The organism is Synechococcus sp. FACHB-909 (genome assembly GCF_014698945.1).
Classification (GTDB): Bacteria; Cyanobacteriota; Cyanobacteriia; order PCC-6307; family Cyanobiaceae; genus Cyanobium.
The window spans coordinates 322945-343480 of the sequence record NZ_JACJTY010000001.1; the positions used below are offsets into that span (position 1 = coordinate 322945).

23 protein-coding genes and 1 tRNA gene are annotated in these 20536 nt (G+C 70.6%); 18 read left to right on the plus strand and 6 right to left on the minus strand.

From position 1 onward, the window contains the following. Positions 1-13 precede the first annotated feature (13 nt). Positions 14-985, plus strand: coding sequence for an S-methyl-5'-thioadenosine phosphorylase (gene mtnP, locus H6G99_RS01550; protein WP_190609462.1), 972 nt, complete (start codon positions 14-16; stop codon positions 983-985). On the opposite strand, the gene murQ is transcribed toward mtnP, so the two are convergent. From murQ to dnaK, 4 genes are all read right to left on the minus strand, one after another. After that, positions 951-1898: an N-acetylmuramic acid 6-phosphate etherase gene (murQ, locus tag H6G99_RS01555; protein WP_190609464.1), complete on the minus strand. Its 948-nt coding sequence runs from the start codon at positions 1896-1898 to the stop codon at positions 951-953. The genes mtnP and murQ overlap by 35 nt on opposite strands. Next, positions 1895-2296, minus strand: a complete 402-nt coding sequence (locus tag H6G99_RS01560; RefSeq protein ID WP_094584604.1) for a DUF3110 domain-containing protein — start codon at positions 2294-2296, stop codon at positions 1895-1897. Before H6G99_RS01560 ends, murQ begins: the two co-directional genes overlap by 4 nt. Positions 2297-2382: 86 nt before the next feature. Then, complete coding sequence (locus H6G99_RS01565) at positions 2383-3327, minus strand: DnaJ domain-containing protein (protein WP_190609466.1); 945 nt, start codon at positions 3325-3327, stop codon at positions 2383-2385. A 5-nt stretch (positions 3328-3332) separates the two neighbouring features. Next, positions 3333-5474, minus strand: coding sequence for a molecular chaperone DnaK (gene dnaK / locus H6G99_RS01570; protein ID WP_190609468.1), 2142 nt, complete (start codon positions 5472-5474; stop codon positions 3333-3335). 124 nt (positions 5475-5598) lie between these two features. On the opposite strand from dnaK, the gene pstC reads away from it, so the two are divergent. From pstC to pstB, 3 genes are read left to right on the plus strand one after another with little or no spacing between them, the layout of a single operon-like run. Beyond that, a complete protein-coding gene (gene pstC, locus H6G99_RS01575; protein WP_190609470.1) occupies positions 5599-6552 on the plus strand; it encodes a phosphate ABC transporter permease subunit PstC in 954 nt (317 codons plus the stop codon). Between the two features lie 50 nt (positions 6553-6602). Further along, a complete protein-coding gene (pstA, locus tag H6G99_RS01580) occupies positions 6603-7511 on the plus strand; it encodes a phosphate ABC transporter permease PstA (RefSeq protein WP_094584609.1) in 909 nt (302 codons plus the stop codon). A 50-nt stretch (positions 7512-7561) separates the two neighbouring features. After that, positions 7562-8371 carry a phosphate ABC transporter ATP-binding protein PstB gene (gene pstB / locus H6G99_RS01585; protein ID WP_094584610.1) on the plus strand — a complete coding sequence of 270 codons (810 nt, stop codon included), beginning with the start codon at positions 7562-7564 and terminating at the stop codon, positions 8369-8371. 137 nt (positions 8372-8508) lie between these two features. On the opposite strand, the gene H6G99_RS01590 is transcribed toward pstB, so the two are convergent. After that, positions 8509-8595: transfer RNA gene (locus tag H6G99_RS01590), tRNA-Ser, on the minus strand. A gap of 60 nt (positions 8596-8655) precedes the next feature. Here H6G99_RS01590 and H6G99_RS01595 point away from each other — a divergent pair. The 11 genes from H6G99_RS01595 (at position 8656) to H6G99_RS01645 (ending at position 18455) form a co-directional block, all read left to right on the plus strand. Further along, entirely contained in the window at positions 8656-9024 is a 369-nt protein-coding gene (locus tag H6G99_RS01595) for a 2Fe-2S iron-sulfur cluster-binding protein (protein WP_190609472.1), read from the plus strand. Then, a complete protein-coding gene (locus H6G99_RS01600) occupies positions 9021-9935 on the plus strand; it encodes an inositol monophosphatase family protein (protein WP_190609474.1) in 915 nt (304 codons plus the stop codon). The genes H6G99_RS01595 and H6G99_RS01600 overlap by 4 nt, the downstream gene beginning before the upstream one ends. Before the next feature lie 41 nt (positions 9936-9976). Next, entirely contained in the window at positions 9977-11164 is a 1188-nt protein-coding gene (locus H6G99_RS01605) for an ATP phosphoribosyltransferase regulatory subunit (RefSeq protein ID WP_190609476.1), read from the plus strand. 27 nt (positions 11165-11191) lie between these two features. Then, positions 11192-11419, plus strand: coding sequence for a ferredoxin family protein (locus tag H6G99_RS01610; RefSeq protein ID WP_190609478.1), 228 nt, complete (start codon positions 11192-11194; stop codon positions 11417-11419). A gap of 87 nt (positions 11420-11506) precedes the next feature. Beyond that, positions 11507-13426, plus strand: a complete 1920-nt coding sequence (gene htpG, locus H6G99_RS01615; protein WP_190609480.1) for a molecular chaperone HtpG — start codon at positions 11507-11509, stop codon at positions 13424-13426. Positions 13427-13531: 105 nt separating this feature from the next. After that, positions 13532-14887 (plus strand): extracellular solute-binding protein, encoded by a 1356-nt coding sequence (locus H6G99_RS01620; protein WP_286190925.1) that lies wholly within the window; start codon positions 13532-13534, stop codon positions 14885-14887. Then, on the plus strand, positions 14884-15750 hold the full coding sequence (locus H6G99_RS01625; RefSeq protein ID WP_190609481.1) for a carbohydrate ABC transporter permease: 867 nt from the start codon (positions 14884-14886) through the stop codon (positions 15748-15750). The genes H6G99_RS01620 and H6G99_RS01625 overlap by 4 nt, the downstream gene beginning before the upstream one ends. Continuing rightward, entirely contained in the window at positions 15747-16541 is a 795-nt protein-coding gene (locus tag H6G99_RS01630; protein WP_190609483.1) for a carbohydrate ABC transporter permease, read from the plus strand. The genes H6G99_RS01625 and H6G99_RS01630 overlap by 4 nt, the downstream gene beginning before the upstream one ends. Beyond that, a complete protein-coding gene (locus H6G99_RS01635) occupies positions 16538-17548 on the plus strand; it encodes an ABC transporter ATP-binding protein (RefSeq protein ID WP_190609485.1) in 1011 nt (336 codons plus the stop codon). The genes H6G99_RS01630 and H6G99_RS01635 overlap by 4 nt, the downstream gene beginning before the upstream one ends. 48 nt (positions 17549-17596) lie before the next feature. Next, positions 17597-17833: a 50S ribosomal protein L28 gene (gene rpmB / locus H6G99_RS01640; RefSeq protein ID WP_015108262.1), complete on the plus strand. Its 237-nt coding sequence runs from the start codon at positions 17597-17599 to the stop codon at positions 17831-17833. Positions 17834-17885: 52 nt separating this feature from the next. Continuing rightward, positions 17886-18455, plus strand: coding sequence for a peroxiredoxin (locus H6G99_RS01645; RefSeq protein ID WP_190609488.1), 570 nt, complete (start codon positions 17886-17888; stop codon positions 18453-18455). Positions 18456-18459: 4 nt separating this feature from the next. Here the strand turns inward: H6G99_RS01645 and csaB are convergent, their stop codons facing one another. Next, on the minus strand, positions 18460-19491 hold the full coding sequence (gene csaB, locus H6G99_RS01650) for a polysaccharide pyruvyl transferase CsaB (protein WP_190609489.1): 1032 nt from the start codon (positions 19489-19491) through the stop codon (positions 18460-18462). A 55-nt stretch (positions 19492-19546) separates the two neighbouring features. Here csaB and H6G99_RS01655 point away from each other — a divergent pair, with 55 nt between their 5' ends. Genes H6G99_RS01655 through psaK form a run of 3 tightly spaced genes read left to right on the plus strand, consistent with a single transcriptional unit; the run spans position 19547 to position 20533 of the window. Next, entirely contained in the window at positions 19547-19864 is a 318-nt protein-coding gene (locus tag H6G99_RS01655) for a DUF2499 domain-containing protein (RefSeq protein ID WP_190609491.1), read from the plus strand. Continuing rightward, complete coding sequence (locus tag H6G99_RS01660) at positions 19861-20220, plus strand: DUF3593 domain-containing protein (RefSeq protein WP_190609493.1); 360 nt, start codon at positions 19861-19863, stop codon at positions 20218-20220. The genes H6G99_RS01655 and H6G99_RS01660 overlap by 4 nt, the downstream gene beginning before the upstream one ends. 55 nt (positions 20221-20275) lie before the next feature. Then, the gene (gene psaK / locus H6G99_RS01665) at positions 20276-20533 is read left to right on the plus strand and encodes a photosystem I reaction center subunit PsaK (protein WP_094584626.1); all 258 of its coding nucleotides are present in this window, start codon (positions 20276-20278) and stop codon (positions 20531-20533) included. Positions 20534-20536 lie beyond the last annotated feature (3 nt).

Genomic DNA, 20536 nt, shown 5'->3' on the forward strand with positions numbered 1-20536 from the left:
GCACCCCGCATCCATGGCCACCACCGAGCCCCCTTCCCCATCGACCCAGGCCAGCGGTCTGCCGACGTCCGACCTTTCCCGGGCCCGCCTCGGGGTGCTCGGTGGCAGCGGCCTCTATGCCATGGAGGGCCTCGAGGACGTGCGCGAACTGACGGTCGACACCCCCTACGGAGCCCCCTCCGACAGCCTGCGGATCGGCCGCATCGGCGATCTGGAGGTGGTGTTCCTGGCCCGGCACGGCCGTCACCACACCTTCACCCCCAGCGAGGTCCCCTACCGGGCCAACCTCTGGGCCCTGCGCTCCCTCGGCGTGCGCTGGATCCTGTCGGTGTCCGCCGTGGGTTCCCTCCAGGAGAACGTGCGGCCCCTCGACATGGTGGTGCCCGATCAGTTCATCGATCGCACCATGCAGCGGCCGCTCACCTTCTTCGGGGAGGGCCTGGTGGCCCACGTCGGCAATGCGGACCCCTACTGCGCCGTGCTCTCCCGGGTCCTCGGCGACGTCAGCGACAGCCTGATGCCGGAGGGGCGCCAGCTCCACCGCGGCGGCACCTACCTCTGCATGGAGGGGCCGGCCTTCTCCACCCGGGCGGAATCCGAGCTCTACCGCTCCTGGGGCTGCACGGTGATCGGCATGACCAACCACACCGAGGCACGGCTGGCCCGGGAGGCGGAGATGGCCTATGCCACCCTGGCGATGGTCACCGACTACGACTGCTGGCATGCGATGCATGACGCCGTCACCGTCGAGCTGGTGATCGACAACCTCCGGGCCAATGCGGCCCTGGCCCAGCAGATCGTGCGGCTCGCCGCCGAGCGGGTGCAGGCCCTGCGGCCCCCCAGCCCGGCCCACCAGGCCCTGCGCGATGCCCTGATGACCCCGGCCGCCCAGGTGCCGCCGGCCACCCGGCGCCGCACCGAGCTGTTCACCGCCCCCTACTGGGGACCGTTCAGCGAAGAGGGGGCGACGACGGCGGCAGACTGACCTCGAGGGCTTCGAGGCACTGGCGCAGGCCGGGGCCGTGGCTCTCCAGGGCCGCACGGGCCGCCCCGGCTTCGAGGCCGGAGGCGGCCATCAGCAGCGCCAGCCGCACCGACCCCCCGGCCTGCTCCAGCAGGCCCAGTCCCTGCTCGCGGGGAACGCCGGCCAGATCCCGAAGGATGCGCAGGGCCCGGTCCTCCAGCTTGCTGTTGGTGACGGCCACATCCACCATCCGGTTACCGAAGACCTTGCCCAGGCGCACCATCACGCCGGTGGAGAGGATGTTGAGCGCCATCTTGGTGGCGGTGCCAGCCTTGAGCCGGGTGGAGCCGGTCAGCAGTTCCGGCCCGGTCAGCAGGCGGATGTCGATGTCGCAGGGCATCGGCACCTGCTGGGCGGGCACGCAGGCCATGGCCACGGTGAGGGCCCCGATCGCCTGGGCGTGGGCCAGTCCCCCCAGGACGTAGGGGGTGGTGCCGCCGGCGGCGATGCCCACCAGGGCATCATCCGGGCCGAAGCCCCGCTGGATGAGGTCGTCGCGGCCCGCCTCCCGCAGGTCCTCGAGCCCTTCGGAGCTGCGCAGCAGGGCCGCGGCGCCACCCGCGAGCACGCCCTGCACCAGCTCCGGGGGACTGCAGAAGGTGGGCGGACACTCCGCCGCATCCAGCACCCCCAGCCGTCCCGAGGTCCCCGCCCCCAGGTAGAAGAGGCGCCCGCCCCGCGCCAGGCGTGCCGCGATGGCGTCGATGGCGGCCGTCAGGGCCGGCGCGGCGGCGGCCACCGCCTGCTGGGGCAGCAGGTCGTTGGCACAGAACAGCTCCACCAGGCTCGCCGTCGGCAGTTGGTCGAGGGTCTCGCTGGCGGGGTTAGGCCGCTCGGTGAGCAGGTGGCCCCTGTCGTCGCCGGTGCCGCTCAAAGCAGACCTTCGAGGCGACGGCGGAAGGCCTCCAGCTCCGCATCGCCGGCGGGGCCATGGGGGTCCTCCACCTCGGCGGCCGTCGGCTCCTCCTTCCAGCCCGTCACCTCCATGTTGCGTTCGGGCGGGGCGAGCAGCAGCCGCTCCTCCTCGCTCTCGGGCATGAAGCCGGCGGGGACGAAGCGGGCCTCGTAGCCCGCCTCGGCGCAGAAATCCTCCAGATCCTGGCGATTGAGGGCCTCAACGCAGGGCACCGGAAAGTCCTGGGCCTCGAGCAGCCCGGCGTAGCGCTCAGCGTCGTCGGGGTTCTCGAACAACAGAACCACCGTGCGGCCGCCGAGCTCGAGCGAGTGGATGCCTTCCTGGTCACTGCCCGGATCGAACAGCAGGACATGCACCGGGTTGGGTGGGAGACCGCCGTCTGTCACATCGTCAGGGGTGGGGCGCAGGCCAGTGTCTCATCCGTTGGCGGTCGATGGGCGGTTCAGTCCCCGTCCCTGGGGCCGTTCTGCTCCCGGTCCAGCTCCCGCAGGCGCCGGAACAGGGCCTCCTCCGCCTCCGTCGGCCGCTCCGGAACGAGGATCCTCACCTCCACCAGCTGGTCGCCCCGCTGGTCCCCCTGGCGCTGCCCCCGCTGCCGCAGCCGCAGCAGCCGGCCGCTGGAGGATCCGGGCGGCACCCGCAGCCGCACGGGACCCTCCAGGGTGGGCACCACCGCCTGGCAGCCGAGGGCGGCATCGGCGGGATGGAGATCGAGCTGATAGTTCACCCGCAGGCCGTCGATGCGCAGGCCCTCCTCGGTGCGCACCCGCAGCTGCAGGAAGTGGTCGGCCCCGCCGGCCGCCACCCCGGCCAGCCGCAGCCGCCAGCCATCGCCCGCCAGAGGCGGCGTCCAGACCTCCACCACCGTGCCGTCGCGCAGCTCCAGCTCCAGCCGCTGTCCGCTGAGGGCCTGCTCCGGGGTGAGGGTCACGAGGGTTTCCTCGTCGGTGGCGGCCATCACCGGTGGCGGTGAGGCCGGCGCCGTTGCCACCTCGCCGGCCGCGGCGGGCTCCTCCTCGACGGGCTCCTCCTCCCAGTCGCGAGGGCTGCGGCGCTCCTGGCCGAACAGCTCCGCCAGGTAGTCCTCGAAGCGGGGAAAGCCCGAGGCGAAGGGGTCGCTGTCGAGCCCGGCGCTGTCCTGACCCTCACCGGCCTCCCAGGCGCGGCGGCGGACCGGATCGGAGAGCACCGCGTAGGCCTCGTTGACCTCCTTGAAGCGGGCCTCCGCCACCGGGTCGTTGCCGTTGAGGTCCGGGTGCCAGCGGCGGGCCTGCTGGCGGAAGGCCCGCTTGATGCCGGCGGCGTCGGCGCCCGGAGCCAGGCCGAGCACCTGCCAGTGATCACGGGCGGCGCTGGCCACCGGGTCCGAGGTGGGGGACTGGCTCACGACCCTCAGCCGTCGGCCCAGGGATCGTCCTGGTCGTAGCGGCCGCCGCGGCGTGGGCGGTGCCGTTCGCCGGAGACCTCACGGTCGTAGGACTCCTGACGATCCCAGGAGCGTCCGTTGTCCCAGCGGCGGGAGTCGTCGTCGTAGCCGGCCTCCCGCTCGGCGAAGCGGCCAAGGGGGTAGGGATCCCGCTGCAGCGGCCGGGGCGGGCTCGACCAGGGGTCGGAGCGGCCCGATCCGCCCCAGTCGTCCCAGTCGTCGTCGGAGAAGAGTTCGTCCTTGAGGGACCCCAGGGTGTTCTTGAGACCCTGGAGCGGGCCGCTCTCCGCCCGCCGTTCCCCCAGCAGGCGGCGATTGAGGCCGAAGAGGGCCTCCTGCAGCTGGCTCACGGCCAGCTCGAGGTCGGCGGGGTCCTCCTGGGCCAGCACATCCTGCACATCACGCAGGGACAGCTCCACGGCGCGCTGCTGGCGGTCGGCACCGGCGGGGCCCAGCTCCAGGGCGGCATCCCGCAGCCGCCGCTCGGCCTGGGCCACCAGGGTCTGGGCGCGGTTGCGGCGGTCGATGACGGCCCGCTTGCGGCGATCCTCCACCGACTTGCGCTCCGCCTCCTCCAGCAGCTTGTTGATCTCCTCCTCGCTGAGGTTCGAGCCCCCCTGGATCGAGACGCTCTGCTGGCGCCCGGTGGTGCGGTCGGTGGCGGACACCTGCAGCAGGCCGTTGGCATCGATGTCGAAGGACACCTGCACCTGGGGCACGCCGCGGGGGGCCGGCGGGATGCCGGAGAGGCGGAAGCGGCCGAGGGACTTGTTGTCGGCGGCCATCTGCCGCTCCCCCTGCAGCACATGGATCTCCACCGACGACTGATTGGCCTCCGAGGTGCTGAACAGATCCGACTTGCGCACCGGAATCGGGGTGTTGCGGGGAATCAGCACCTTCATGACCCCACCGATCGTCTCCAGCCCGAGGGAGAGGGGGGTGACGTCGTTGAGCATCAGGTCGCGCAGCTCGCCGGTGAGGATGCCGGCCTGCACCGCCGCGCCGATCGCCACCACCTCGTCGGGGTTGACCGACTGGCAGGGCTCCCGCGGAATCAGGGTGCGCACCATCTCCTGCACCATCGGCATGCGGGTGGAGCCGCCCACCAGCACGACATCGTCGATGGCGTCGGCACTCAGGCCCGAATCCCGCAGGGCCCGCTGGACCGGGCGCAGCAACCGGTCGAGCAGGTCGGGACAGAGGCCTTCGAACGTGCCCCGCTCCAGGGTGGTCTCGATGTGGAGGGGGCCGTCGGGTCCGGTGGCGATGAAGGGCAGCGACAGCGGCGTGCTCTGCACGCCCGAGAGCTCCTGCTTGGCCTTCTCGGCGGCCTCGATGAGGCGCTGCAGGGCCTGGCGGTCGCGGCGCAGGTCGATGCCGTGCTCGGCGAGGAAGGCCTCGGCCACCCAGTCGACGATGCGGCGGTCCCAGTCATTGCCACCCAGCTGGGTGTCGCCGCTGGTGGCCATCACGTCGAAGACGCCGTTGGCGATGCGCAGCACGGAGACGTCGAAGGTGCCGCCGCCCAGGTCGAACACCAGCACCCGCTTGACCGTGCTGCGATCGAAGCCGTAGGCCAGGGCCGCCGCGGTGGGTTCGTTGAGGATCCGCTCCACCGTGATGCCCGCCAGGCGACCGGCGTCGCGGGTGGCCTGGCGCTGGGCATCGTTGAAGTAGGCCGGCACCGTGATCACGGCCGCCTCCACCGCTTCGCCCAGGTAGGTGGTGGCGTCGTCGACCAGCTTGCGCAGGATCGAGGCCACCAGCTCCTCGGGGGCGTACTCCCGCTCCGTGGCCGGGCAGATCACGCGGACGTTGCCTTGGTCGTTGGCGCGCACGCTGTAGGGCACGCCCAGGCTGCCCTCGTCGAGTTCGTCCCAGCTGCGGCCGACGAAGCGCTTGAGGTTGGCGAAGGTGTTGCGGGGATTGAGCACCAACTGGCGCCGGGCCAGCTGGCCCACCAGCAGCTCCTGGTCACGGCTGAACCCCACCACCGAAGGGGTGGTGCGCCCCCCTTCCGCATTGGCGATGACTTGGGGCCTGCCGCCTTCGAGCACGGCCACCACCGAATTGGTGGTGCCCAGATCGATGCCGACGATGCGCCCCATGGAAGTCCTGATGGCGGCCCAACGCTACCGGAGCCCGTCGACCGTTAAACCGAGCTTAAACGGGCCGACTGAAACTCGTGCTGAGATCAGGTGCAACGTCCATGCCGACCGGCATCATTGCTGCATGAGGAGCACCCCCTCCACCGACGCGTTCACCCTCAGACGGCGGCCACCCCAGGAGAAGCTGGTCGACATCGGCTTCCGCCAGCTCACCCTCGTGCTGGCCGCCTCGGTGGGGATCGTCCTTGTGGCGATCTTCGTGACGGTGTTCAGCGGCGCCAAGGAGGCCATGGCCACCTTCGGCCTCAGGTTCCTGACCACCTCCGCCTGGGACCCCGTCAACGAGGACTACGGGGCCCTGATCGCCATCTACGGCACCCTCGTCACTTCGATCCTCTCCCTGCTCATCGCCGTGCCCATCGGTCTGGGAACGGCGATTTTCATCACCGAGGACCTGCTCCCCCGTGGCGTCAGGGATCTGATCGGCCTGATGGTGGAACTGCTTGCCGCCATTCCCTCGGTGGTGCTCGGTCTGTGGGCCATCTTCGTGATGGAGCCGGCGATCCGCCCCTTCCTTGGCTTTCTCCACTCCAGCCTGGGCTGGACACCGTTCTTCGCCACCGCACCCCAGGGTCCCGGCACGGCGCCGGCGATCCTGATCCTGGTGGTGATGGTGCTGCCGATCATCACCGCCATCTCCCGTGATGCCCTCAACCAGGTGCCGATCGAGCTGCGCCAGGGGGCCTATGGGGTGGGCACCACCCGCTGGGGCGCCATCTTCAACGTCATCCTGCCGGCCGCCGTCTCCTCGATCATGGGCGGTGTGATGCTCTCCCTCGGCCGGGCCATGGGCGAGACGATGGCGGTGACGATGATCATCGGCAACTCCCTTAATTTCAGCGTCTCGCTCCTGGCCCCGGGCAACACCATTTCCTCGATGCTGGCCAACCAGTTCGGCGAAGCGGATGGCATCCAGGTCTCTGCCCTGATGTACGCGGCCGTCGTGCTGATGATCCTCACTTTCGTCGTCAACGTGATGGCCCAGTGGATCGTGCGGCGCCTCAGCCTGCGCTACTGAGCCGCAACCCTTCCGATCCCACCCACCCGCGTTCACGACGTTCCCTGGCCATGTCCGTCTCGACTCCGCCGACGACCCGTCACTTCACGGAACGGCTCACCCTCCATTACGACCCGTCCCTGAAGCGCAACCGCTTCAACCAGATCGCCACCGCCATCGCCGGATTCTTCGCGGTGGTCGCGGTGATTCCCCTGTTCCTGGTGATCATCTACGTGTTGTTCCAGGGGGGGCGGCTGCTCAGCCTTCAACTGCTGACGGAACTGCCCCCGGCCCCCGGCCTTGAAGGCGGCGGCATCGGCAACGCCATCCTGGGCACCATCGTGGTGACCCTGGTCGCCTCCCTGATCGCCATTCCGGTGGGGGTGGGGGGCGGTGTCTACCTCTCCGAGTACGCCCAGAATGGCTGGTTCTCCCGCTTCGTGCGCTTCGGCAACGACGTGCTGGCCGGGGTGCCCTCGATCATCTGCGGCGTGTTCATCTATTCCCTGATCGTCGCCACCCGGATCTTCTTCGACCAGAGCTTCAGCGCCATGGCCGGCGGCATCGCCCTCTCGGTGCTGATGCTTCCCACCGTGATCAAGACCACCTACGAGGGCCTGCTGCTGGTGCCTCAGGAACTGCGCTGGGGGGCTTACGGCGTCGGCGCCTCCCGCTTCGTGACCATCACCAGGATCACCCTGCCGGCCGCCTTCACCCCCATCGCCACCGGGGTGGTGCTGGGGATCGCCAGGGCCGCCGGCGAAACGGCTCCGCTGATCTTCACCGCCCTGTTCTCCCCCTTCTGGCCCGAGGGGCTGTTCAATCCGATCGCCACCATGTCGGTGTTGATCTTCAACTTCGCGATCATGCCCTATGAGGCCCAGAACGAGCTGGCCTGGGCCGCCTCCTTCGTGCTGGTGATCATGATTCTCGGCGCCAACCTGCTGGCCCGCTGGATCAGCCGGGTGTCGCGCACCTGACGTCCTCTCCTTCCCCATCCCCTCCGGCTCCGTCTCACCCCATCCCTGACATGACTGCTTCCCCTTCCTCCACCGTGGCCAGCGACGTCTGCATGTCCCTGCAGGACGTCACCATCTCCTACGGCAGCTTCGAGGCGGTCAAGAACGTCTACATGGATCTGCCCAAGGGCAAGGTGACCGCCTTCATCGGACCCTCGGGCTGCGGCAAGAGCACGGTGCTGCGGGCCCTCAACCGCATGAATGACCTGATTCCAGGCTGCAGCCTCAAGGGCCGGGTGATCTTCGATCAGCACGATCTCTACGACAGGCGGGTGGATCCGGTGGAGGTGAGACGGCGCATCGGCATGGTCTTCCAGAAACCCAATCCCTTCCCCAAGTCGATCTACGAAAACATCGCCTTTGGTGCCCGGATCAACGGCTACAAGGGCGACATGGACGAACTGGTTGAGCGTTCCCTGCGCAAGGCGGCCGTCTGGGACGAGTGCAAGGACAAGCTCAAGGAAAGCGGTTTCTCCCTCTCCGGCGGCCAGCAGCAGCGCCTCTGCATCGCCCGGGCCATCGCCACCGAACCGGAGGTGATCCTGATGGACGAACCCTGCTCGGCCCTCGATCCGATCTCGACCCTCAAGATCGAGGAGACGATGCACGAACTGAAGCGCAGCTACACGATCATGATCGTCACCCACAACATGCAGCAGGCGGTGCGTGTCGCCGACATGACGGCCTTTTTCAATGCCGAGGCCGTTGAAGGTGGCACCGGCAAGGTGGGCTATCTGGTGGAATTCAACGAGACCGAGAACATCTTCAACTCCCCCAGCCAGCAGTCGACCCTCGACTACGTCAGCGGACGCTTCGGCTGAACCCCCGATGCGGGGAGGCGGCATCAGCAAACCAACCCAGACATCCCGCTCGCTGCCAGGGCTGGCGGGATTTTCCTGTGTCGACTCCTGTAGCGAAGGGCAAAAAAAAGCCGGTCCTGGGGACCGGCTTCAGCAAACGGAGAGGGAGGGATTCGAACCCTCGATAGAGTTGCCCCTATACAGCATTTCCAGTGCTGCGCCTTCGACCACTCGGCCACCTCTCCAGCGGCGAAATGGGGCAGATGGCAATGTAGCAGGGGCTGCACCACGCCCCCCAGCGCCCCATGACCCGCACCCACCCGATCACGGTCCACTGGCGACAGGCCAACCGTGTCATCCGTCTCGACGTTCCGGAAGGGGAGTACATCCTGCGCAGCTTCGAGGCCCAGGGAGAGCCGCTGCCCTTCAGCTGCCGCAACGGCTGCTGCACCGCCTGCGCCGTGCGGGTCCTGGATGGAAGCATCGACCAGCGGGAGGCCCTCGGCCTCTCCAAGCAGCTGCGTGAGGAGGGCTACGGCCTGCTATGCGTGGCCCGGGCCACCGGCCCCCTGGAGGTGGAGACCCAGGATGAGGACGAGGTCTACGACCGCCAGTTCGGCCGTTTCTTCGGCCGTGGTCTGGTGCGTCCCGGCCTGCCCCTGGACGACGAATGAGCTCCCTCTGCCAACGGGCCCTGGAGGGGTCCGGCCTTGATGCCCCCGAGCTGGAGCGGCTCCTGCAGGTGGCCCGCGAGGCCGCAGAAGCAGGCGGCCGTGAACTCCGGCGCCACTTCGGCCGGCTGGAGCAGGTGAAGGAGAAGGGCACGGCGGGCAACCTGGTCACGGAGGCGGATCTGGCGGCCGAGGCGGCCGTGCTGGCGGTCCTGGCGGCCGGAAGCCCCACCGTGGCCGTGCTGGCGGAGGAAAGTGGCCAGCTCGCCGGCCAGGGGGATCTGCTCTGGTGCGTCGACCCCCTCGACGGCACCACCAACTACGCCCACGGCTTCCCGTTCTTCGGCACCTCCGTGGGGCTCAGCTGGCGGGGCCTGCCCCTGCTCGGTGCCCTGGAGGTGCCGGTGCTGGAGGAGCACTACTGGGCCGCCCCGGGTCGGGGGGCCTGGTGCAACGGCCGACGGCTGAGCGTCAGTGACTGCGGCGCCCTGGCCGACTCCCTGCTCGCCACCGGGTTCTCGTACGACCGGGTGCGGCGCCTCGACAACAACTACGCCGAGTTCGCCTGGTTCACCCACCGCAGCCACGGGGTGCGCCGGGCGGGGGCGGCGGCGGTCGATCTGGCCTTCGTCGCCGCCGGCCGGGTCGATGGCTACTGGGAGCGGGGCCTCTCCCCCTGGGACCTGGTGGCCGGCGTGGTGCTGGTGGAGGAGGCCGGCGGGCAGGTCTGCGCCTATGACGGCGGTCCCCTCGACCTGGCCGACGGGCGAGTGATCGCCTGCACGCCCTCCCTGCGCCAGCCCCTGATCGAGGGACTGGCCCAGTGCCGTCCCCTCACCGGGGCCAGCTTCGGCGCCCCGGAGCTGGATGCCACCGCCGGAGACCCGGCCGGCGGCGCGGCCGACGCTCCATAGGATCCGCCCCTCCCCACCCCACCGCCCGAGCCTTCCCCTCCATGGCCCTCCAACCTGCCGCCGGCGCCCGGGACCTCAACCCGGGTCAGGTGGACAGCAACCGGCGACTCTGCGACCTGCTGGCCACGGTGTACCGCCTCTGGGGGTACCAGGAGGTGGCACCGCCCACCATCGAGCGGCTCGACACCCTCGAGGCCGGCGGCGCCATCGCCGAACGGGAGCTCGTGCGGCTGGCGGCCGATGAGCCCCTCGGCCTGCGGCCGGAGCTCACCGCTCCGATCGCCCGGGCCGCCAGCACCCGCATGCTCGGCCGCCCCCGCCCCCTGCGGCTCTGGGCCAGCGGCACCACCTTCCGCAGCTTCATCGGCGACGGCGGCGGTCAGCGGATCAGCGAACAGCTGCAGAGCGGGGTGGAACTGCTCGGCGAGCCCTCCCCTGCCGCCGACACGGAACTGCTGCATCTGCTGCTGGCCGCCGTGGCGACCCTGGGGCTCGCCTCCGAGCACCGCCCCACCCTGCTGGTGGGCCACCACGGCCTGCTGAGCGCCCTGCTGAGCCAGGTGCCGGCGGAGCAGCGCTCCGCGGCCCGCCATGCCCTCACCGACTTCGATCCCCTTGCCCTCGCCGCCCTCTCCCTGCCCGACAGCCAGCGCCAGCGGCTGATGGCCCTGATCGGCCTGCGGGGTGAGCCGGTGCGGGTGCTCTACCAGCTGGAGCAGTGGCTCGGTCCGGTACCGCTGCTGGAGTCCCTCGCCGCCACCCTGGCCAGCGTCCAGGAGCCGGCCGGCGCCCTGGGGGTGCGGGTGCAGCTGGATCCCACCTTCCAGCCCCACTTCGATCTCTACGACGGGCTGGTGTTCAAGCTCGTCTGCCAGGGCAGCGATGCCCCGGTGGCGATCGCCAGCGGCGGCCGCTACGACGGTCTGGTGGGCCGCTTCTGCAGCGACGCCGCCCAGGCGGCCGGCACCGGCTTCGGCTTCGACGTGGAAGCCATCCGGGATCTGCTCGATTCGGCGACGACCGCCACGGCCGCCGTGGAGCCCCCGGGTCCGTGGCTGGTGGCCAGCGCCACCGCCGCCGGCCTCGGGGCGGCCCTGCGCCGCATGGCGGAACTGCACGGCGGCGGCGAGGCCGCCGAACTCTGCACCCAGCCCTGCGCCGACCAGGCGGCGGCGGACCAGCTGGCGGCGGAACGGGGCTGCCGCGGTGCCCAGTGGCTGGCTGCCTAGGATCCGGCCGCTCGCTCTTTCGCGTCGATGGCCCATTCGATCGTCACCAACGTCTGTGAGGGCGTGGCCGACTGCGTCGACGCCTGCCCGGTGGCCTGCATCCACCCCGGAGCGGGTGCGAACAGCAAGGGCACGGCCTTCTACTGGATCGACTACGACACCTGCATCGACTGCGGCATCTGCCTGCAGGTGTGCCCGGTGGCGGGGGCGATCCTGCCCGAGGAGCGGCCCGACCTGCAGAAGCCCGGCGGCTGACGCCCGCTGGTTCGGAGACCCCACCCTCGCCGGCCTTGAGCCGCCGGGCACCCCCACCTAGGTTCAGGGCGATTCTTCTCTTTCGCCATGACGGTGCTGGAACAGGGCCAGATTCAGATCCACACCGAGAACATCTTCCCGATCATCAAGAAGGCCGTCTATTCCGGCCATGAGGTGTTCCTCCGGGAACTGGTGAGCAACGGCGTCGATGCCATCAGCAAGCGGCGCATGGCCGCCATGGCCGGCGACTGCAGCGAGGGGGATGGGGGAACGATCTCCATCCGCATCGACCGGGAAGCCAAGACCCTCACCATCAGTGACAACGGCATCGGCATGACCGCCGATGAGGTGAAGCGCTACATCAACCAGGTGGCCTTCTCCAGCGCCGAGGACTTCCTCGAGAAGTACAAGAGCGAAAGCGACGCCATCATCGGCCACTTCGGCCTGGGCTTCTATTCCAGCTTCATGGTGGCCTCCCGGGTGGAGCTGGTCAGCCTCAGCGCCAGGCCCCAGGCCGAGGCGGTGCGCTGGAGCTGTGACGGCTCGCCCAACTACAGTCTTGAAGGGGCGGAACGGTCCGAACCCGGCACCGACGTGATCCTGCATCTGATGGAGGAGGAGCTGGAGTACATCGAGCCCTCCCGAATCCGCACCCTGATCACCACCTACTGCGACTTCCTGCCGGTGGCGGTGCAGCTGGACGGCGAAACGGTCAACAAACGGGAGGCCCCCTGGCGCAAGAGCCCCCGGGATCTGGGCGACGACGACTACATCGCCCTCTACCGCTATCTCTACCCCTTCCAGGGAGATCCCCTGCTCTGGGTGCATCTCAGCACCGACTACCCCTACAACCTGCAGGGCATTCTCTATTTCCCCAGGATCACCGGGCGGGCCGACTGGGAGAAGGGTGAAATCCGCCTCTACTGCAACCAGGTGTTCGTCAGCGATTCGATCAAGGAGGTGGTGCCCCGCTACCTGCTGCCCCTGCGCGGCGTGATCGATTCGCCCGACATCCCCCTCAACGTGAGCCGCAGTGCCCTGCAGACCGACCGCCGGGTGCGCTCGATCGGTGGCTTCGTGGCCAAGAAGGTGGGCGACCGGCTCAAGGAACTGCACCGCGACGAGCCGGCCCGCTACGCCGAGATCTGGGATTCCCTGGCCCCCTTCATCAAGATCGGCGCCATGGAGGACGACAAGTTCGCCGACCAGGTGGCCGACCTGATCCTGTTCGGCACCACCGCGGCGGCCAGCGAGCCGTCGGCGGAGGGGGAGGCGGAGGTGGCCCCCGATCCCGTCGCCACCGACGGCCGCACGTACACCACCCTGGCCGGCTACCGCGGCCGGCTGCCGGCCGACAACGCCACCCGCATCCTCTACTGCACCGATGAGGCAGGTCAGGCCGGGGCCCTGGCCCTCTGGAAGGGGCAGGGGGCCGAGGTGCTGCTCGCCGACACCCTGATCGATTCCCAGTTCATCCCCTGGCTGGAGGCCCGCCACGGCGACCTCCGCTTCCAGCGGGTCGACGCCGAACTCGATGACAGCCTGCATGAGCCGGAGAGCGAGCTGGCGGATGCCGACGGCGTCGACAACGGCGAGAAGCTGCGGGGTCTGTTCAAGGCCGCCCTCGCCAACGACAAGATCACCGTCCAGGTGCAGTCGCTGAAGGGAGAGGGTTCCCCGGCCGCCCTGATCCTGCTGCCGGAGCAGATGCGCCGCCTCAACGACATGGGGGCCCTGATGGAGCAGCGGCTGCCGGGTCTGCCCGACCACCACGTGCTGCTGGTCAACCGCCGTCATCCCCTTGTGGAGGGCCTGCTGAAGCTGTCCTCCGGTGCCGTGATCACCGGCGGCGGCAGTTCCCCCAGCCTCCAGCTGGCCGAGGATCTGAGTCGCCACGTCTACGAGATGGCACGCCTGGCCGTGGGGGGCCTGGAACCCAACCAGCTGGCCGGCTTCCAGCAGCGCAGTGCCGACCTCATGGGACAGCTGATGCAGCGCGGCCTGTGAGGCCGGCGGGTCTGGCGGGTCTGGCGGGGCAGCCCGCCTAACCTGCCCCCATGGCGGCCCGCCCCCCCCCTCTCGAGTCTGCGGCGGTGGCGGTCGCTCCCGAAGTTGCTGACGAACGCCCTGCTGGCCCTCCTGTCGGCCACGGTCCTGCTGGTGCTGCTGCCCGCATCCGGCCTCTCCAGCTCCGGGCTGCCCAGCGCGGGTCAGTCGGGCATCCCGGCGGCGGCTGCCGAGCCGGTGACCATCCGGGTGCTGATGCCGGCTCCGCTGGCCGATGCGGTGGCCGCTCCGGTGGCCCAGTTCAACGCCAGCGGTGCCGGGGTGGCCCTGGAGGTGATCCGCGGGCCCCTGGACACCGAGACCATCTCCGATCTGGCCACCGGCAGCCTGCTGCTGGGGGAGGCCCCCTTCGACCTGCTGCTGGTGGATGTCAGCTGGCTGGCGAGGTACGTGGCCGCCGGCTGGTTCGAGCCCCTGGAGCGCTGGTTCGGGCCGGAGGTGCTGGCGGCGATGGAGCCCGGCGCCCGCCTGGGCAACGGCCTCGACGGCCACCTCTGGCGCATGCCCCTCACCGGCGACACCGGCCTGCTCTACTGGCGCACCGATCTGATGGAGCGTCCTCCGCGCGACACCGAGGAGCTGGTGGCGATCTCCCGGGACCTGCAGCGCCGCGGCAGGGTCCGCTGGGGCTACCTCTGGCAGGGGCGCCAGTACGAGGGGCTGAGCTGCGTGATGGTGGAGGTGCTGCACGGCTTCGGTGCCCGCTGGTGGAACGGTTCCACCGCGCGCACGGAGCTGGACAGTCCGGAGGCCGTGGCGGCGGCGAGGTGGCTCGCGGCACTGCTGCAGGACGGGGTGAGCCCACCGGCGGTGGCCAGCTACGCCGAGAACGACGCCCTGCAGTCCTTCGCCGCCGGTGACGCCGCCTTCCTGCGCAACTGGCCCTACGCCTGGCGGGAGATCGAGAAGGGCGGGGGGCCGGTGAAGGGCAAGGTGGGCGTCACGGCGATGGTGGGGGCGCCTGGCGAGCAGGGGGGCGGCACCCTGGGCACCTGGGGCCTCTCCCTGATCAAGGGCAGCCCCCACCAGGAGGAGGCTGTGGCGGCGATCCGCTGGCTCACCGGTCCGGTGGTGCAGCGCCAGCTCGCCATCGAGCAGGGCTATGCCCCCACCTGGAGCACGCTCTATGACGATCCCGACCTGCAGCGCCGTGCCCCGCTGCTGACGGTGCAGCGCCAGGCCCTGCAGCATCCCCAGCTGCGTCCGCCCACGCCGGCCTATGCCCAGCTCAGCGATCTGCTGGCCCGGCAGGTGAACGGCATGCTCACTGGCCAGGGGGGCCCCGGCCCGACCATGGCGGCCGCCCAGCGCCAGAGCCTGCAGGTGCTGCGCTCGCTGGCGGGACCGGCGGGCGACACTGCAGGCGAGAGTGCAGGGGGCCGCCCTGCCGTGGACCGATGAAACCCCGCGCGGCCAGCCTGCTGCTGATGGCGCCCGCGCTGCTGCTGCTGGCGGCGGTGTTCGTCTACCCCCTGCTGCGCTACGGCTGGCTGAGCTTCCAGGCCAGTTCGGTGCTCACCGGGCTGGAGCCGGTACCGAACGGGGGCGCCAACTGGGGGCGGCTGCTCGATGACGCCCGCTTCTGGACGGATGCGGTCCAGACGCTGCGCTTCGCCGTCTGCTCGGTGGCGCTGGAACTGGCCGGGGGCCTGGGGCTGGCCCTGCTGCTGCATCGCCCCCTGCGGGGCCGGGGGACCCTCAGGGCCCTGACCCTGCTGCCCTGGGCCCTGCCCACCACCGTGATGGCCCTCGGCTGGCGCTGGATCCTCAATGATCCCCACGGCCCCCTCAACGCCGCCATCCGCTCCCTTGGCGGCAGCAGCTACGGCTTCCTCTCCACCCCTGCCACCACCTGGTTCTTCGTGGTCCTGGCGGATGTCTGGAAGACCCTGCCGTTCGTGGCCCTGCTGCTCCTGGCCGGACTCCAGACCATTCCCGAGGATCTGGAGGAAGCCCTGCGGCTGGAGGGCGCCGGCCGTCTGCAGATCCTGCGCCGCCTGACCCTGCCGCTGCTGGTGCCCTACCTCACCCTGGCCCTGCTGTTCCGGCTGGCCCAGGCCCTGGGGGTGTTCGACCTGATCCAGGTGCTCAGCGGCGGCGGCCCGGCCGGCAGCACCGAGAGCCTGGCCCTCTACGCCTACCTCAATGCCATGCGCTTCCTCGACTTCGGCTATGCCGCCACGGTGATGCTCGCCACCTTCCTGCTGCTGCTGGTGCTGCTCGGTGGCGGCTGGCTGCTGTGGCGGCGGGAGCGGGCCGCATGAGGCTGCTGGTGCTGCTCTGGAGCCTGGGGCCGCTGCTCTGGCAGCTGCGCACCTCCCTGCTGCGCCCCGAGGCACTGGTGGCGCCGCTGCTGGAGGGGAACCCCTGGACGCTGGCCAACTACCAGTTGGTGCTCTCCGGCGACCCGCCCTTCTGGCGCTACCTGGGCAACAGCACCCTGGTGGCCCTGGCCACCACCCTGCTCACCCTGCTGCTGGCGGTGCCCTGCGCCTATGGGCTGCAGCAGCAGCGCGGCCTGCTGCGCTGGGGCGTCGGCCTGGGACTGGTGGGGGCGGCGATGTTCCCCACCGTGCTGCTGTTCCTGGCACTGCTGGAGATCGCCCGCCGCTTCGGCCTGGCCAATGACCTGCTGGCCCTGAGCCTGCCTTACGCGGGCCTGTCGCTGCCGCTGGCGGTGCTGCTGCTGCGGGCCGCCTTCGCCGACCTTCCCGGCGAGCTGGAGGACGCGGCCCGGCTGGAGGGCCTGGGCCTCGGCCAACGGCTGCGGCACGTGCTGCTGCCCCTGCTGGGGCCGGCCCTGGCCAGCACGGGCATCCTGGTGTTCCTGGCCAGCTGGAACGAGTACGCCATCGCCCTCACCTGGATCAGCCGCAACGACCTGCTCACCCTGCCGATCGCCATCGCCCGGATCGGCGGCGGCTCGGTGTTCACCATCCCCTACGGCGCCTTCGCCGCCGCCACGGTGCTGGGCAGCCTGCCCCTGCTGCTGCTGGTGCTGCTGGCCCAGCGGCCGATCGTCTCGGGTCTCACCCGCGGGGCGGTGAAGGGATGAACGCGGCAACGGGAGCCGGTCTGGAATTGCGCCAGCTGTGCCGGGAGGTGGGGGGGCGCCGGCTGCTGGACCGGCTCGACCTGGCCGTCGCCCCCGGCGAATGCCTCGCCCTGCTCGGGCCGAGCGGCTGCGGCAAGTCCACCACCCTGCGTCTGGTGGCGGGGCTGGATCCCGCCAGTGCCGGCCAGGTGCTCCTGGACGGCCAGGACCTGGGCGCCCTCAGCCCGGGCGAACGCCAGGTGGCGATGGTGTTCCAGAGCTACGCCCTCTACCCCCACCTGAGCGTCGAGGGCAACCTGGAACTGGGGCTGAAGGTGCGCGGCGTGGCCGCCGCCGAGCGCCAGCGGCGCCTCGGGGCCGTGCTCGAGATGCTGCAGCTCGAGGAGCTGCGACAGCGCCGGCCCGCCCAGCTCTCCGGCGGCCAGCGCCAGCGGGTGGCCCTGGCCCGGGCCCTGCTGCGCCAGCCGCGGATCATGCTGCTGGATGAGCCGATGAGCAACCTCGACGCCCAGCTGCGGGAGGAGCTGCGACCGGAACTGCGGCGGCTGCTGTGCGGACGGGAGCAGCCGGTGATCTACGTCACCCACGACCAGCAGGAGGCCGTGGGCATGGCCGACCGCATCGCCCTGCTCGACGCCGGCCGGCTGCAGCAGGTGGGCAGCCCGCGGGAGCTCTATGCCGATCCGGCCAACCGCTTCGTGGCCTGCTTCCTGGGGCGGCCGGCGATCAACCTGCTGACGATCGCGCCCGGGCGCCAGCTGGGCCTGCGGCCCGAGCATCTGCATCTGGCCGAGGAGGGGCCGGTGGAGGCCCGGCTGCTGCGGCGCGAATGGTGGGGCCACCAGCAGCTTCTCTGGCTTGACAGCCGCTGGGGGCCCCTGCGGGTGCTCAGCGACCCCGATCTGACGCTGCCGGCGGAACCGCGCCTGGGCTGGCAGCGGCAGCATGAACTCTGGTTCGACCCCCTCAGCGGCGCCCGGCTCCATGGCCAGAGGCCCGTTTGGTAAAGTCGCAGGCTGGCTCAGGCCTGCATCGTCCACCGTCGTCACATCGTCATGTCCCGGGTCTGTCAGCTCACCGGCAAGCGCGCCAACAACGGCATGGCCGTCAGCCATTCCCACGTGCGCACCAAGAAGCTGCAGCAGGTGAATCTGCAGGAGCGGCGCCTGTGGTGGGCCGAGGGCAACCGCTTCGTGAAGCTGCGCGTGTCCACCCGCGCCCTCAAGACGATCCAGAAGAAGGGTCTCGGCGCCTACGCCAAGGAACTCGGCGTCAATCTGGCCAAGATCTGAACGGATCCCCCGGCCGGCCCCGCTAGGGTCCGGCCCTGATCGAAGCCTGGTTGTGGACCGTCGCACGTTTCTGGGGGGATCCCTGCTGGCCGCCCTCAGCCTGCTGGTCCGGCCAGCCAGAGCCCAGGCAATGGGCGGCACCCTTCCCGAGATCGGCCAGCCGGCCCCCGCCTTCGACCTTGACGGGGTTGCCCCGTCTGCGGACGGGACGGTCGTGGCGACGCACCTGGGCCAGGCGGACTTCCGGGGCCGCTGGCTGGCCCTGTACTTCTATCCCAAGGACTTCACCAGCGGCTGCACCCTCGAAGCCCGCGGCTTCCAGAGGGACCTGGAGGGATTCCATGCCCGCAACGCCGAGGTGGTGGGGGTGAGTGCCGATGACCCGGAGGCGCACCTGTCGTTCTGCGGCAGCGAGGGTCTGGCCTACCCGCTGTTGTCGGATGCGGGCGGGACCACCAGCCGCCGCTACGGCTCCTGGCTGGCGCCGTTCTCGGCGCGCCACACGTTTCTGATCGACCCGGACGGGGTGCTGCGGGCCAGCTGGGTGGCGGTGCGACCGTCCGGCCACAGCCAGGAGGTGCTCGCCGAACTGACCCGCCTGCAGGGGGAGACGGCGGGCTGAGCCGTCAGCCCTTCAGGGTGTCCAGCACCGCCCGGTGCACCTGGCTCTCCTGACGCAGGGCGGCGATACCGGCCGGATCCGGTGGCTGGTCGAGCACGGCGGCCCAGCTCTGCTGCAGGCCGGGGGGCGGCGCAGCCTCCAGGTCGTGGCAGGGGCAACCGATGCCGGCGGCCGCGGCGGCCACCTTGGGGTCGTAGCTGAGGGCGGCGCAGGGGCTGCCCGCCAGGGCCGCCAGAATCAGGCCGTGCAGCCGCATGGCCAGCACCAGGCCCGCCTGGACGAACGCGTCCATGGCCTCCTGTGGGGTCGCGGCCGCCAGCTCCCGGCTGCGGGCGGCGAGGGCCGGCCCCACCAGACCCTGCCCGCTGAGGTCGGCCAGCAATCCCCGGTCCTGGTCCTGGTGGAAGGGCAGCCAGAGCACCTCCCGGTCGGCGGCCACCGCCAGCCCCTCGAGGGCCTGCAGGTAGGGCCGCCAGGCCGCGGCATCGAGCTGGCGCACCGGCCGGAAGCAGACCACGATCGGCCCGCCCCTGCCGTTCCAGACCCTTGCGGACAGGGCCCAGACCGGATCGCTCCCCACGCCGGCCGCCACCCCCCATTCCCTCGCCAGGGCTGCGGAAGCCGGGTCCCGCCAGCTGATCGCCGTGGCCAGGGGCAGCAGCCCCCGCACCAGCAGCCGGCTGCGGCGGCGGCGCAGGGGGCCCAGCCCCTGGCCCCAGAGCAGAACCGGCTTGCCCCGACTCCGGGCGGCCAGCATCAGGGCGCCGTAGTACAGGAGGCTGCGGAAGCTGGTGGCGTCCTGGAGCAGGCTGCCGCCGCCGAGCACAAGGGCGTCGCAACGGCCCAGGGCGGCCAGGACCCCTTTCAGGCGGCGGCGGTCGGTGGTCTCCACCCCGAAACGCCCCTGCACCAGGGCCTGGTCATGGGCCGTGACCAGGGGACGGCAACCGGCCGGCAGCTGACCCAGCAGCACCTCCAGCAGGGCATCGTCACCGAGGTTGTGCTCTCCGTAATAGCCGCAGATCAGAGCACGCATCCGACGCAGCGGTGGTTCCGGCTCCGTACATTACGGATCGCACCAGGCCCCGCCCATGCACGCGCTGTCGCTGCCCACCTGGTGGATCCACATCACCTCGGTGCTGGAGTGGATGCTGGCGATCCTGGCCGTACAGGCCTTCGGCAGCCGGCGGCGGGAGGGGGGCTGGCGCTGGCTGGCCCTGGCGATGGTGCCGGCGCTGGTGAGCGCCATGGCCGCCTGCACCTGGCATCTGTTCGACAACAGCGAGGCCCTCAGGGGCCTGGTGGTGCTGCAGGCCGGCCTCACCGCCGTTGGCAACGGGGCCATGGCCCTGGCCGCCTGGAACCTGCTGCGGCAGCAGCGGCTCTCCCCGGAGGACGAAGCCTCGTGACCCTGCCCCTGGCCGCCTGGTTCCAGGGCCTCGGCGCCATCGACCCGGCCCCGTTCTTCGTGCTCTCCCTGCTCCCCTACCTGGCCTTCCTGTGGTGGGCCCGCCAGGTGCGGGCCTTCCCAAGGCTGGCGCTGCGGGGATTCCAGCTGACCCTGCTGTTCGTGGCGGTCACGATCGCCGCCGCGGTGGTGGCCCAGCAGGTCTACGGCCGGCAGCTGGCGGACGTCGATCCCCTGCACGGCGGTGCCGAAGCCTTCCTGACCCTCAGCAACCTGGTGGTGCTCCTGGGGTTCCGGCAGCTCCCTGCGGAACCCCCGGCGGCGGGTTCTGCCGGCACCCAGGTCAACAAGTCTTAAGTGGGCGGGGCACAGGTCGCCCTGACCCGGAAGATGGGGCGTCGGCAAGTGCATCATGATCGCTCCTCTCCTGGCCATGGCTCCCGCTTCGATCAGCTGGTCCCCGAAGGTGGCCCTGGTCATGATCGTCTGCAACGTCATCGCCATCGCCATCGGCAAGGCCACCATCCAGCAGCAGAAAGAGGGCCTCAAGCTGCCCAGCGACAACTTCTTCGGCGGCTTCAGCCACGGCGCCATGCTCGGCACCACCAGCCTGGGTCACATCCTGGGCATGGGAGCGATCCTGGGTCTGGCCTCCCGCGGCGTTCTCTGAGCT

Bases quoted from the DNA above. Each gene is read 5' to 3' on its own strand.
- mtnP (WP_190609462.1), top strand. From the start codon at position 14: ATGGCCACCACCGAGCCCCCTTCCCCATCGACCCAGGCCAGCGGTCTG.
- dnaK (WP_190609468.1), bottom strand. From the start codon at position 5,474: ATGGGGCGCATCGTCGGCATCGATCTGGGCACCACCAATTCGGTGGTG.
- pstC (WP_190609470.1), top strand. From the start codon at position 5,599: ATGAGGAGCACCCCCTCCACCGACGCGTTCACCCTCAGACGGCGGCCA.
- pstA (WP_094584609.1), top strand. From the start codon at position 6,603: ATGTCCGTCTCGACTCCGCCGACGACCCGTCACTTCACGGAACGGCTC.
- pstB (WP_094584610.1), top strand. From the start codon at position 7,562: ATGACTGCTTCCCCTTCCTCCACCGTGGCCAGCGACGTCTGCATGTCC.
- H6G99_RS01595 (WP_190609472.1), top strand. From the start codon at position 8,656: ATGACCCGCACCCACCCGATCACGGTCCACTGGCGACAGGCCAACCGT.
- H6G99_RS01600 (WP_190609474.1), top strand. From the start codon at position 9,021: ATGAGCTCCCTCTGCCAACGGGCCCTGGAGGGGTCCGGCCTTGATGCC.
- H6G99_RS01605 (WP_190609476.1), top strand. From the start codon at position 9,977: ATGGCCCTCCAACCTGCCGCCGGCGCCCGGGACCTCAACCCGGGTCAG.
- H6G99_RS01610 (WP_190609478.1), top strand. From the start codon at position 11,192: ATGGCCCATTCGATCGTCACCAACGTCTGTGAGGGCGTGGCCGACTGC.
- htpG (WP_190609480.1), top strand. From the start codon at position 11,507: ATGACGGTGCTGGAACAGGGCCAGATTCAGATCCACACCGAGAACATC.
- H6G99_RS01625 (WP_190609481.1), top strand. From the start codon at position 14,884: ATGAAACCCCGCGCGGCCAGCCTGCTGCTGATGGCGCCCGCGCTGCTG.
- H6G99_RS01630 (WP_190609483.1), top strand. From the start codon at position 15,747: ATGAGGCTGCTGGTGCTGCTCTGGAGCCTGGGGCCGCTGCTCTGGCAG.
- H6G99_RS01635 (WP_190609485.1), top strand. From the start codon at position 16,538: ATGAACGCGGCAACGGGAGCCGGTCTGGAATTGCGCCAGCTGTGCCGG.
- rpmB (WP_015108262.1), top strand. From the start codon at position 17,597: ATGTCCCGGGTCTGTCAGCTCACCGGCAAGCGCGCCAACAACGGCATG.
- csaB (WP_190609489.1), bottom strand. From the start codon at position 19,491: ATGCGTGCTCTGATCTGCGGCTATTACGGAGAGCACAACCTCGGTGAC.
- H6G99_RS01655 (WP_190609491.1), top strand. From the start codon at position 19,547: ATGCACGCGCTGTCGCTGCCCACCTGGTGGATCCACATCACCTCGGTG.
- psaK (WP_094584626.1), top strand. From the start codon at position 20,276: ATGATCGCTCCTCTCCTGGCCATGGCTCCCGCTTCGATCAGCTGGTCC.